Origin of the sequence: Pseudobutyrivibrio sp. C4 (genome assembly GCF_900111635.1) — a bacterium.
Taxonomy (GTDB): domain Bacteria; phylum Bacillota; class Clostridia; order Lachnospirales; family Lachnospiraceae; genus Pseudobutyrivibrio; species Pseudobutyrivibrio ruminis.
This window is the reverse complement of the sequence record NZ_FOHF01000001.1, coordinates 1-13,237: the sequence shown is the minus strand read 5'-3', so window position 1 is coordinate 13,237 and position 13,237 is coordinate 1. Positions and strand designations below refer to the sequence as shown.

Here is a 13,237-nt window from a genome sequence, read left to right as displayed (position 1 = left end):
GAGTCCCGCAAATCATAATTACAAGAAATAGGCAGGTCTCCTGACTTCGATCATCGCACGCTTTCTCTTCCCAAGAATACTCAGTGATATGAAAGCGAACTCCCTAACACAGTGACGGCTTCGCTCTGGATTCTCACCAGATTCCCTTTTCACCCATACGTACCTAAATACTATGGGCACCTAAATCCTATGAACGATATAAATTTCTTAAAGAAAATACCACATTTATATTGGAGTGTCAAACCTCCATCAGTCCTTTGCGATTGATAAAATAGCCACTTCATAAGCCTTATAACCGTGTATTGGGTTGACTGCTATTTTTCTGATAAAGAAGCTAGAGTAATAATCCTCATCCTGCATATTTTCTACATGCACCCATTTATCTACATTATTACACTTTTTAACTGCATCCATAAAATCCTTTGTTGGTTCCTTTTTCTGCTGAATCATAGCATTTCCTAAATCCACTTCATCAAGATATCCTGTCTTCATAAGGAACTTTGCAAAGTTGCGGTTGTATCTAAGAATATAAGTGCTATCCTCTCTTATTTCTACTACACCGGTAGGAATCTGACCAAAAAACTCATTACTATCCCAGTTGTAATCGTCATTGACAACTGGTTCTATAATATTGACTTTACCAACTGTTGCATAGTAATCGCTTTCCTCAAATACTTCTATGACATTGCCCACTCTGGCGCCATAAATCGTATACCATTCATCAAGCGGAATTGGCTTTGCAAAGTAAAATCCCTGCATCTTGCTGCATCCCACTTCTCGCAAAAATTTAACCTGCTCTATTGTCTCGACACCTTCTACAATTGTATCGATACCAAGCTTTGTAATCATTTGGATAAGCTCTTTTACTATGACATGATTTTTCTTGGACATACCAAACTCACGCATAAAACGCATATCTAGCTTGATTAAATCAAAATCAAATTTTTGCAACATATTTAAGGATGAATATCCGCTACCGAAATCATCCATCCAAACCTTGAAACCTGCATCGTGGAATCTTCTAATCTGATCAGAAACGAATTCCTCGTCCAATGTAGAGACGCTCTCTGTAATTTCTATGGTAATCATCTCTGATGAAATAGTTGAAGCTTCTACTCTCTTTTTTATTTCATCTACAATATCGCATAATTCAAAATCATACTTAGAGAGATTGATAGAAACAGGAACTATCTGGAAGCCCTTCTTAACAACATCTTCCAAATCTCTTAATACACATTCCAATATGTATAAATCAAGTTTATGAATAAGCTTTGCATCTTCCAGAACATAAATAAAATGATTAGGTGGAATAATTCCTCTAGCTGGATCAATCCAGCGCGCCAACGCTTCCTCGTCACAAACTCTGCCATTTACAGATCTCATAATCTGCTGATAATAAGGCTGAATCCATCCTTCTCTTATAGCCTTTTCAAAGGTATTAATTACATATTCATAGTGAGAAGCAACAACATGTGTGTTCTCATCGTAAAAAGCGTACTTTGAAAGGTAAGCCCCTTTTTCCTTATCACTAACAATCTTTGCTCTGTCACAAGCGCTGCTTGCTGGAACATCCTCAAATGCCATGGAGTAAATACCTACATGTACTGGCAAAGTTTTGCCATCATTTGCCCGCTTCATATCTTTGAAAATGTTCTGAAGTGTAGCTTCAATTTCTTCCATCTGTGTAAACACAGCAAAATGGTCAGAACCCATTCTTCCACAATTTTCATTTGAGAAATACTTTCTTAAAATATCACCAAATGCACTTAGTAGGTTGTCCCCCTCCTTGAGTCCAAACTTCTCGTTGAAATATTTCATACCGGTAAAGTCAAAGAAAACTATACCAGGAGTTTTGCCCTCATCTATTATTGCCTGCTTGCCTGCATCTGCCAAAGCAAGAAAATATGACATGTTTGGTAAGCCTGTAAGAGTATCATAAAAATTATCTCTTATCAGACTTTCCTTTGACATCATGTCTCTGAAATTAGAAGCCAGTTTTTCTGTAAGGGGATTTTCAAAATCTTCGCCCATGCCTTCCACCATATATATGGTACTGGAAAGCATAGTCCCATCCTCTGTAAAGAAATGTTCACCATGAGAATGTATAATTACATAGTCATTAATGATATGTGAAAGTGTTCTGTAAACACAATCGAATTTATCTCCGCCTAAAGCAAATTTCAATGCGGCATCTGCAACCCTTGCCTTATCATCTGGATGTGTATCCCGATACATATCTTCGTCGAATAACTTGGTAATATTTTCTCGGGAATCTCCCATAAGCTTACACATTCCATCTGTTACAAGGATTGTCACAACTCTTTTATCTATAAGCTGGTAGATTACAAGAGGAATATTAAGTTTCTCAAGTGCCTTTCTCTCTCTATCCTGAAACTGATATCTAGTCATTTTTACCCCCTTCAACTGATAGTCTAGATACTTATGCCTCATCAATACAACGATTATAAATAAAGATTATGAATTAATTGTTAAAAATGATACTTATTCCTCTTGTAAACTATTATTTTATGTCGTAGTTTTCTCGAAGCTCTCTGGCCTTTCTTTCCACCTCTTCTATAAACTCTCGAGAAGATATCAACCTTGCCCCTGCGCCTCTGATAATTACCTGCTCTAAGCCATCAGAGGTTACAACTGTGATATCGTATTTTTTACCATGCTCATGGGTGAATCTCTCTATGTATGCATCGGCGGTCTGAGCCTCTGCTGTAAACACCTGATGAATGTTCAAATAATCAGATGCTGTCACCTCATGTCCTTTCACTCTGTAGGCATCAAAAACTGCAATTACATTGTAGTCTGTCATCGCTTTGTAATTGCTAAGGATATCAAGTAGCTTTCCTCGTGCTCCGTCCAAATTGACATCAAGCACTTCCTTTAATTCCGGCCAAGCGTAGATAAGATTGTATCCATCTACAAGCAGATACTTGTCCCTGGCCTTTATCTCCTTTGGCGCTTTGTATACGTAATCTGAATCAACTCTTCTTGGTCTTGTGCTTTCTCCATAATGCCACCCCTTTTTAGGATTTTTACCCTGATTACTGTGGGTAGCGAGCTGAAGTATTTTGTCTATTTCATCTGGATCAAGCCATTCGTCTTCGCTGTGATTCATTCGCTTAGAATTAATAGGAATTTCATCATCCTGGGCTGAGTTGTTTTTTTCCTGTCTGCAAGGTACATGGCATCTATCCTTCACCTCATACCATGGAACAACTTCAGCTGCCCCGTGGGAGCAAAATACAGAAGAAGCCGGATTATCTATATCTGCTTCTGGATCATATCCGTAGGCTTCCATTACCTCATCTGGATTTTTGCATTCTGAATATCCGGCAAATGTAAGGTTGATGTGGCCTTGTCCTTTTGTAAATGTCACAAGAACAGACTGATAGTTTCTAATCTGAGATGCTGGTGCATTTCCTCTGATAATGCTAAGGCCACCATTATCCTCTGGCACCTCAAAAGAGCCCTTCATATTTTCCACATCGGTCATTACTCTTCCGATTTGTTCTGACGGAACACTGATTTCAAAATTAAAATATGGCTCCAGGATAGTTGTTCCAACCTCCATAAGGCCCTGTCTAATAGCTCGATAGGTAGCCTCTCTAAAGTCTCCACCTTCGGTATGTTTGATATGGGCTCTGCCGCCAACAACTGTAAACTTTACATCTGTAAGCGGCGCCCCAATTGATACACCCAAATGATCCTTTTCAAGAATATGGGTAGTTATAAGTCTTTGCCAATTGAGCGCTAGATCATCAGTAGAAACATCTGCATCCACCTGAATACCACTGCCTGGCTCTAAAGGTTCCATCAAAATATGGGCCTCTGCATAATGACGAAGTGGCTCAAAATGTCCTACACCTTCCACTTTATCTGCAACAGTCTCCTTGTATAACACGCCTGATTCAACAAACTCGCCCTTGATGCCAAGCTCATTTTCTATTCTAGTGAGAATGATTTCTGTTTGAACTTCCCCCATCAAATTGAAGGTTATCTCCTCCAGCTTATCATTCCAGCTAACATTAAGAGATGGGTCCTCATCGTTAAATGCACTAAGCTTTGGATATGCAAGACGAGGCACAGTATCATCTGTGAAATTAAGTGTATATTTCAATACTGGATTTAAGGTCAGCTCCGGCCTATTATCCTCCACTCCCATTCCTTCGCCGGCAAATGTAGCCTTAGGGCCGATTAATGCAACCACATCACCGGCCTTTGCCTCATCTATCTGAGTGTACTTAGCCCCGGAATAAAGCCTTATCTGGTCAACCTTCTCACCATTTGGAAGTGTGTTCTTAACCTTTAAGCTTCCAGAAGTAATCTTGGCAAAGGTAAGTCTTGTATCTCGTGCGAGACTTTCGATTTTATATATTCTTGCACCAAATTCAGTTCCCTTTTCCTTTTTCTCTCCTGAATACTCACTTAGCTTTTTCATAAAATCCAGAAGCTCTTTTACGCCTGAATCCTTAAGGGCTGAACCAGTTAAAACAGGGAAGATTTTCCTTGATATAATCATATCGTAAATACGATAATCAGAAAGCTCACCTGTCTCAAAAAACTCTTCCATTGCCCCTTCATCTTCTGCAGCAATATCCTCGTGATTTGAAAGAAGAACGCAGTTGCCACTAAGCTTTTCTTTGAGATTAGGAAGTAGAGAATCTGCCTCCACAGAAGGCATATCCACCTTGTTAATAAAAATAATCGTTGGAACTTTGTTTTTAGAAAGTAAATCAAAGAGAGTCTTTGTATGTGCCTGAACACCATCGGTGCCGCTTACAAGAAGAATTGCAAAATCCAGCGCCCAAATAGCACGCTCAGTTTCAGTTGCAAAATCCACGTGACCTGGAGTATCAAGAAGTGTAATACTTCCCCCTTCCACGTCAAAAACAGCAGGCTTCGAAAAGATAGTTATCCCTCTATTCTTCTCCTGCTGATCAGTATCTAAAAAGGCGTCCCCCTTGTCTACTCGACCGGTGGACGCCAAAACTCCTGCGTTGTAAAGAACCGCCTCCGATAATGTTGTCTTACCTGCATCAACATGTGCAAGTATTCCCCATGTTGTATTCATTAGTTATACCCTCTAAAGCCTTTACCTATAATCTCGCTACTATTTGTAATTGCAATAAATGCACCAGGATGATTTCTTCTAATGTAGTTCTTAAGATCTACAGCCTGCTGTCTTTTAAGAATAGTTAGAATGATAGTCTTTTCCTGATGACCATAAGCGCCCTCTGCCTTGTAGATGGTAGCGCCCTTTCCTAGCTCCTCTGTAATATATTTTACAATTGGTTCTGGATTTGAACAAATGATTGTAAAGTATTTTACCAGGTTAATATTTTCGATTGTCTCATCAACAACTAAAGACTTAGCTAATAAGCCTACACATGAAAATAAACCTGTTTGAATATTAAATACGAAACAAGCACAAATAACAATAAATACATCTGATAAGAACAATGCCGTTCCAATATTTATGCTTGTATATTTTTTAAGAATCATTGCAACTATATCTGTTCCACCAGAAGATGCACCTAAATTAAAGAAAATTGCAGATGCAAAGGCAGGCAAAGCAATTGCAAACATAAGCTCCAATACTGGCTCGTCAGTAAGTGGGCCATCCATTGGATGAATCTTTTCAAGAAGGCTTGGTCCTATAGAAACAAGCAAAGTGATGTATGTTGTTTTGATTCCAAATTCTTTTCCGAAAACAAAGAATCCAAGCACTAACAAAAAGATATTAATAACCAGGTTGATATTTCCTGGAGTATGTGGCAATAGTGCAGCCAGCACAATAGAAATACCGCTGACACCACCAAATGAAAAATGATTTGGGAATTTAAAAAAGTAAATTCCAATAACCATAACAGCAGCTGCTATTGTAAACATTACATACTCATAAATATCCTGTTTGTGCATGTATATTTTATGTATCATACCTACGAAGTCCTTTCGGATAATGATTTTTGATTTGGCCTTTTACAGCCTTTCCCCACCCAATTGAATATCCATCAACTGTAATAAGAGTCCATCCATCCTTTACATCGCATCTGATAGATTGACCTGTAAGATATGCATCGATTTCGGCACTATCTGATGATAAGTTATGACTGTTAGTCACCTCTGATGGCTTAAGTGCCAAAGCCAGAGCATGGCTTGGCTCAAAGCGGTTCTTTTTTAATGTACCTAAGAACAAGCCTCCTCTTAATACATGAAGACCATCAAAATCCGGACAGTCCTCTGGCAACATATAAAGCAAATCGTTAAGTAATAGCAGGTTGCCTCTCCACTCCTTTGGATTTGTCATAGTCTCTTTAATGAATATTAAATAGTCATTTAATATTTTATCATTAATTTTCTTTAAGGAATAGGTTTCTCTATTATCTTTACATTCTTCATATCGATTATCAGCATCTGCCTTTTCAAGTAAGGCTGCATAATGCCCCTCTCCCTTTACCTGATGTGGCCATAAACGCTGTTCCTTGATTAGCTTCATGTCTGGATGTCTTGAAATGAAAGCCGCAACAGCTTCTTCATCCTCTAATCTGGCAAAAGTACATGTGCTATAGCACATTCTTCCACCAAGAATAAGCATCTCGTACGCTCTATCTAGAATCTCTGCCTGTCTTGCAGCACACATTTCAACAGACTCCAGCGACCATTCGCTACAAGCATCATGATTCTTTCTAAACATGCCCTCTCCGGAACAAGGTGCATCCACCATAATCTTGTCGAAGTATTCCACAAAACGCTCTGCCAGCTTGTCTGGATATTCAGATGTAACAATGCAGTTTTTGATGCCGAGACGCTCAACATTTTCTGAAAGAATCTTTGCACGATTTTTCATAGGCTCGTTGGAAACAAGAATCCCCTGTCCGTCGAGATATCCTGCAATCTGGGTAGATTTACCACCAGGCGCAGCACACAAATCCAGGCAGAAATCCCCTGGATTTGGCGAAAGCATCTCTACTGGAAGCTGTGCAGAAGCATCCTGAATATAGTAAACTCCAGCACTATGATAAGGATGAAGACCTGGTCTTTGGTCCTCATCATAATAGTATCCATTCGGACTCCAATCTACTGAGCCTGTCAGCATATGACTAATGGTAGCCTTTGCTGCATCGTCTGCCTTTATTGGATTAAATCTAAGGGCCGATATTTTGTTCTCATCATAAGAACGTAAAAACGCATGGAAGTCAGGACCTAAGTCCTGCTCCATGCGATTAACGAAATCAATTGGTAAAAATGTTTGATCAGACATTACATACGCTCCGGTGCTTTAAAGCCAAGAAGATCGATTGACTTCTCAAGAACTCCTCTTGTAAGCATGAGAAGCTTGAGATAGCTAGCCTTAACAGCTGCATCCTCCTCAGCTAAAATCTTTGTATCGTGATAGAATCTATTGAATGCATTAGCTAAATCATAGATGTATGCACAAATCTTGTGTGGTGCCATGTCCTCGTAAGCAGATGTAAGGGCTGCCATGAACTTTGTAAGCTCAAGCTGTAAGCCTCTCTCTGACTCTGAGTGAGCTGGCAAGATATCGCCATCAACACTGTCTACTCCAGCCTTAGCAAGAATAGACTTGCAACGAACGATTGTGTAAAGGATATATGGGCCTGTGTTACCCTCAGCAGATGTGAATCTGTCTATATCAAAGATGTAATCCTTTGAAGCCTGGTTTGAAAGGTCACCATATTTAACAGCAGAAAGAGCTACAACTGATGCTGTCTTTGCTGCCTGTTCATCATCCATTGTACCATTCTCTTTAATCTTCTCAAGCATCTTCTCTTCTACTTCCTGAAGAAGATACTCAAGTCTCATAACACCACCCTGACGTGTCTTGAATGGCTTGCCATCCTTGCCGTTCATTGTACCAAAACCTACGAAATAAAGGTTTTTATCTGCTGGGACAATACCTGTCTTCTTTGCGCAACGGAATACCTGTGTGAAGTAAAGCTCCTGACGCTTATCTACAACATAGATGATTGAATCTGGATTGTAGTCCTTCATACGCCATACCATTGTTGCAAGGTCTGTTGTATTGTAAAGAGATGCACCATCTGATTTAAGAATCATACATGGTGGAACTTCTTTTGTATCTGTTTCTTCTTTAACGTCTACTACTAAAGCGCCCTCTGAAATGTAAGCAAAGCCATCATCCTTCATCTTCTGAACCATATCAGGGATGTAAGGCTGAGCATCACTTTCGCCCTTCCAAAGGTCAAATGTAACATCAAGCTTTTCATAGTTTCTCTTAAGGTCTGTAACTGAAACATTAAGAATGTGAGAAAGAAGTGCCTGATATCCTCTTCTGCCATGCTGAAGCTCATATGTAGCTGTCATAGCAGCCTCTTTGTATGCTGGATCTTCCTTTGACTTTCCAGATGCACATGGATAAATCTCCTCAAGCTCTGAAATAGTGAAAGGTGCTTCTGTAGGATACTCTCCCTCGAAGCTTTCATCAAAATATACAAGCTCTGGCTTGCGAAGTTTTAATTCTGTGATGATAAGTCCCATCTGAAGACCCCAGTCTCCAAGATGAACGTCACCGTAAACTTCATCACCCATAAAACGAGCTGTACGCTTAATTGACTCACCAATGATCGCTGAACGAAGATGACCAACGTGAAGTGGCTTAGCAACGTTTGGTCCGCCGTAATCAATCATAACCTTCTTTGGTGTAGCTACCTTATCAACACCAAAACGCTCTGTATCTGATGCCATACCACTAACAAATGCAGCAATAAACTCATCAGAAAGGTTCATATTTATAAATCCTGGAGGACATGCCTCGCACTTAGAAAACATTGCATTATCAGCTAACTTTTCAACTACCTCGTTAGCGATTGCAATAGGAGCCTTTTTGTACTCCTTTGCTGCTGCCATTGCTCCATTACACTGAAACTGGCAAAGGTCAGGTCTGTTTGAAAGTGTTACCATTGCATATTTTTCATCGTAACCAGCTGCTTTAAAACCGGCGATGACGACTTCTTTTATTTGTCCAAGAATCTCTTTCATCTCGTCCTCCGTATATAATCTTAATCTTGCGGTGTTCAATTATACCACAAACTATTTATGCATACAATTGGGTGAAAAATTAGTCTGTACTGATAAATATTATCATAATCGAATTTTAGTTTGACAAAACTAATTTGTACATGATATAGTAGCACGCAGTTAGTTCTTGCTAACTTTTCTCAATTTACAACAGGAGGATTTTTTATTATGAGAAAAAAATTATTATCACTTATAGCAGCTGTTTCTGTATTTAGCACTGCTCTTGTAGGATGTGGCAGCACTGATACAGCTACAACTTCAGATACAAGTTCTGCTGACTCAGCAAACACTGAAGTAACTGGGGATGATTCAGCTTTCCCAATCACAATTGAGCATGCATTCGGTGAAACAACTATTGAATCAAAGCCAGAAAGAGTCGTTACACTTTCTTGGGCCAATCAGGATGCAATCTTAGCTCTCGGTGTCGTTCCAGTTGGTGTTTCTGCAGCAAACTATGGTCTTATGACAGACAACAAACTTCACCTTTGGACAGATGAGGCCTTTGCTGAATTAGGTGAAACAAATCCTAATGTATTTGACGATGAAACAGGCTGGGATTATGAAGCTATTGCAGCAGCTGAGCCAGACATTATCATTGCTTCTTACTCAGGCTTTACTGAGGAAGAATATAATCTCCTTTCAGAGATTGCCCCTGTAGTTCCTTACATCGAAACTGCATGGAAAACAAACTGGAGAGATCAAACTATTGTAAATGCAACAGCTATCGGCATGAAGGCTGAGGGTGAAAAGCTTGTTGAAGAAACAGATGCTTTAATTTCAGAAAAGCTTGAGCAGTATCCAGAGCTTGAAGGAAAAACAGCAGGCTTCTTCTGGATTTCACAGGATGATATGAGTACATTCTATGCTTATCTTCCAAATGATCCTAGAGCAGCATATCTTAACGACTTAGGCTTAGAAACACCTGAAAGTATCCTTTCTCTTGCCGAGACAAGTGAAGACTTTTCTGTAACTATCTCACGTGAGAACAGCGATCTATTGAACGATGTAGATATTATGATTGTTTATGGAGATGAAGGTCTTCTTGAGGCAATGCAGGCTGACGCTCTTATGAGTCAGATTCCAGCAGTAAAAAATGGTGCTGTAGTTTTACTTGATTCAAACAGTGCTCTTGCAGCAGCAACTACTCCATCAATTCTTTCTATACCATATGCAATCGACGATTATCTTTCATTATTAAGTGAGGCAGCAAATAATATTAATGAATAAAAATAAAGCTATATCAATAACTGTTTTAGGTATTGTAATCCTATTTATTGCGATAGCACTTTCTATAACCTACGGCACAAAGTCCGTAGGTTTATCCCATGTTTGGGATGCAGTTTTAGGACGCAATACCGATGTGTACGAAGTAAATATTGTTCAAACGCGAATTCCTAGAACTCTATTTGGAATAATTGCTGGAGCTTCTTTAAGCATTTCCGGAGTATTAATGCAGTCTATTACAAGAAATCCTATAGCAGACCCTAGTATTTTAGGCGTAAATGCAGGTGCGTCTTTATTTATAGTTGCAGGCATCGCATTTTTTAACATCCAGTCAAAGATTTCCTACATTGGACTTTCCTTTGCTGGTGCAATGCTTACAGCCCTAATAGTGTACAAGCTTGCATCTGTAGGCTATGGTGGACCAACCCCTATAAAGCTTGCAATCTCAGGCTCAGCAACAAGCATCGCATTATCTTCCATTATCAGCCTTATAGTTATGCCTGATTCCAGCGTAATGACTACATACAGATTTTGGCAAATTGGCAGTATCGGTGGAACTAATTACGATGACATCAAACTTATTCTTCCTATCACCATCCTTGCAATAATAGTAAGTTTATGCTTTTCCGGCAATTTAAATACTCTACTATTGTCCGAGGAAACGGCTATCGCCCTTGGTCTAAATGTTAATAGAACCCGTGCAATTGCCGCTATTTGTGGTGTTCTTTTATGTGCAACTACCACAGCATTGGCAGGTCCAATAAGCTTTATAGGTTTAATGGTTCCCCATTTTATCCGCATGATTGTAGGAAGTAATCATATTCCACTTATTATATGCAGTGGCATTTACGGTAGTTCTGTTCTCATCATTTCAGACGTGCTTGGAAGAATTCTTGGTCGTCCAGGAGAACTGGAATCTGGAATTATGACTGCATTAATCGGTGCACCCGTTTTCATATTTATTATCAGAAAGGCCAAGGTACAAAGTCTATGATAAAGCGACGAAGAAAATACATATTTATCCTTTGTATTCTATTTGCCATTACATTGGTACTAGCCTTTTGTAATCTATCCATTGGTGAAAAGAATTATTCTCTAGATCAGGTAATAAAAACTATCCTTGGACTCAGTGATGAAGGTTCATATATTATTGCAAAACTGAGATTACCTAGAACAATTACCGCAATACTTTGCGGAATTGCTTTTGGCGTTGCAGGCAATATATTCCAAACTCTATTAAACAATCCATTGGCAAGCCCAGATATCATCGGAGTTTCATCAGGTTCCACAGCCGCCGCAGTATACTGCATTCTTTTCCTTAATTTAAATAGAAATATCGTTTCTATCATTTCAGTATTTGCGGGAATATTGGTGGCCATATTGATTTACAGAATCTCTTATGTAGGAAGCTTTTCAACTAGCAGACTTGTTCTTGTTGGAATTGGATTTCAGGCCTTTTTTACAGCCATAGTTAATTGGATGGTAATGAAAGCTGCCGAATACGATGTACCAACAGCAATGAGATGGATGACAGGAAATCTCAACGGAATAGTAACGGACTCTCTTCCACTATTATTTATAGTAGTTGTAGTTTGCCTTCTATCAATAATAGCTCTTCGCCACGGCATGCAGTCACTGGCGTTAGGTGACCAGGTAGCAATTATCCTTGGAGTACGTATCAATTTAGTGCGCACAACATTAATAATCTGCTCTGTGCTATTAATTGCCTTTGCTACATCTATTTCTGGACCAATAGCATCAATTGCATTTTTATCAGGTCCCATCGCTGCAAAAATATGTGGCAGAAATCAATCCAACATCATCTCCTCTGGACTTGTGGGAGCAATACTTGTACTTGGGGGAGATTTCATAGGACAAAACCTGCTAAGCACACGATATCCCGTAGGTGTAATCACTGGCATTCTAGGTGCACCATATCTAATATATTTGCTTATTTCTCAGAATAAGAAAGGAAACATTTAATGGAACACAACACTTTAAAAGCCAACAAAATAAAGGTTGGATATGGAAATGGCAACATCCTCAACGATGTAAGCATCCATATTCCAGAAAACAAAATAAGCGTTATCCTCGGATCAAACGGAAGCGGAAAATCAACTCTTTTAAAGACTTTCTGCAGACTCTTAATACCAAACAGTGGAAGTGTCACATTAAACGATACCTCTCTTCTGGGCATAAAAACCAAAGATATAGCCAAAACCATCGGTCTTCTACCTCAGTCTCTTATAGCCCCTGAAGGCATTAAGGTTGCAGAACTTGTATCAAGAGGCCGCTATCCTCATCGCAAGTTCATGGCGCCACTTACTTGCCAGGACTACGAAGCAATCGACGAAGCCATGGCAGCAATGAAAATCACAGAGCTTGCAGACAGAACTGTAGATGAACTATCCGGTGGCCAACGCCAACGCGTATTTATCGCCCTTGCCCTAGCCCAGCAAACCGACATTCTATTTCTAGACGAACCTACCACATACCTAGACATCGCCTACCAAATAGAAATCCTGGACCTCCTAAAGGAGCTTAACCGCACAAAGAAAACCACCATCGTAATGGTTCTCCATGACATAAACCTATCCTCAAAATATGCCGACTACATTTTTGCAATGAAAAACGGAAAGCTTTTAGCCGAAGGCACCCCAAACGAAATCATCACCACCGATTCCGTCAAGCAAATATACGGCATCGACAGCGTAGTCATCGAAGACCCAATGTCCCTAAGCCCCTTCGTAATCCCAATAAGCGCCCACGACAACCTACAGAGGTCCTAGCTCGCCCCGCCCGCAGCACTGCCGCCCTCACTCTAGGGGTATCATTGGAGCAGATTTTTGGATTACCTTAATGTGTAAAGTCGCCCATATGTAGGTGTACTTACGAAGCTTTTACTATTCGAAGGTAATGTATGGGTGGGACGGACAAT

At 39.7% G+C, this 13,237-nt stretch carries 9 protein-coding genes and 1 riboswitch; of the genes, 4 read left to right on the top strand and 5 right to left on the bottom strand.

Features of this window, described 5'->3' with window-relative positions; all coding sequences use genetic code 11:
- Nucleotides 1-13: 13 nt before the first annotated feature.
- A riboswitch (cobalamin riboswitch) is annotated at nt 14-199 on the bottom strand.
- 50 nt (nt 200-249) lie between these two features.
- From BMY66_RS00045 to argS, 5 genes are all read right to left on the bottom strand, one after another.
- Nucleotides 250-2,409 (bottom strand): EAL domain-containing protein, encoded by a 2,160-nt coding sequence (locus BMY66_RS00045; RefSeq protein WP_177175541.1) that lies wholly within the window; start codon nt 2,407-2,409, stop codon nt 250-252.
- 112 nt (nt 2,410-2,521) lie between these two features.
- Entirely contained in the window at nt 2,522-5,086 is a 2,565-nt protein-coding gene (locus tag BMY66_RS00040) for a translation factor GTPase family protein (protein ID WP_090393716.1), read from the bottom strand.
- Nucleotides 5,086-5,952, bottom strand: a complete 867-nt coding sequence (locus BMY66_RS00035) for a YitT family protein (RefSeq protein WP_090393715.1) — start codon at nt 5,950-5,952, stop codon at nt 5,086-5,088. Before BMY66_RS00035 ends, BMY66_RS00040 begins: the two co-directional genes overlap by 1 nt.
- A complete protein-coding gene (locus BMY66_RS00030; protein WP_090393714.1) occupies nt 5,942-7,276 on the bottom strand; it encodes an RsmF rRNA methyltransferase first C-terminal domain-containing protein in 1,335 nt (444 codons plus the stop codon). The genes BMY66_RS00035 and BMY66_RS00030 overlap by 11 nt, the downstream gene beginning before the upstream one ends.
- Nucleotides 7,276-9,036, bottom strand: a complete 1,761-nt coding sequence (gene argS / locus BMY66_RS00025; protein WP_044937660.1) for an arginine--tRNA ligase — start codon at nt 9,034-9,036, stop codon at nt 7,276-7,278. The genes BMY66_RS00030 and argS overlap by 1 nt, the downstream gene beginning before the upstream one ends.
- 207 nt (nt 9,037-9,243) lie before the next feature.
- Here argS and BMY66_RS00020 point away from each other — a divergent pair, with 207 nt between their 5' ends.
- From BMY66_RS00020 to BMY66_RS00005, 4 genes are read left to right on the top strand one after another with little or no spacing between them, the layout of a single operon-like run.
- Nucleotides 9,244-10,302, top strand: a complete 1,059-nt coding sequence (locus tag BMY66_RS00020) for an iron-siderophore ABC transporter substrate-binding protein (protein ID WP_090393713.1) — start codon at nt 9,244-9,246, stop codon at nt 10,300-10,302.
- A complete protein-coding gene (locus BMY66_RS00015) occupies nt 10,295-11,293 on the top strand; it encodes a FecCD family ABC transporter permease (RefSeq protein WP_090393712.1) in 999 nt (332 codons plus the stop codon). Before BMY66_RS00020 ends, BMY66_RS00015 begins: the two co-directional genes overlap by 8 nt.
- Nucleotides 11,290-12,282, top strand: coding sequence for a FecCD family ABC transporter permease (locus BMY66_RS00010; RefSeq protein WP_090393711.1), 993 nt, complete (start codon nt 11,290-11,292; stop codon nt 12,280-12,282). The genes BMY66_RS00015 and BMY66_RS00010 overlap by 4 nt, the downstream gene beginning before the upstream one ends.
- A complete protein-coding gene (locus BMY66_RS00005; protein ID WP_090393710.1) occupies nt 12,282-13,088 on the top strand; it encodes an ABC transporter ATP-binding protein in 807 nt (268 codons plus the stop codon). The genes BMY66_RS00010 and BMY66_RS00005 overlap by 1 nt, the downstream gene beginning before the upstream one ends.
- Nucleotides 13,089-13,237: the final 149 nt, after the last annotated feature.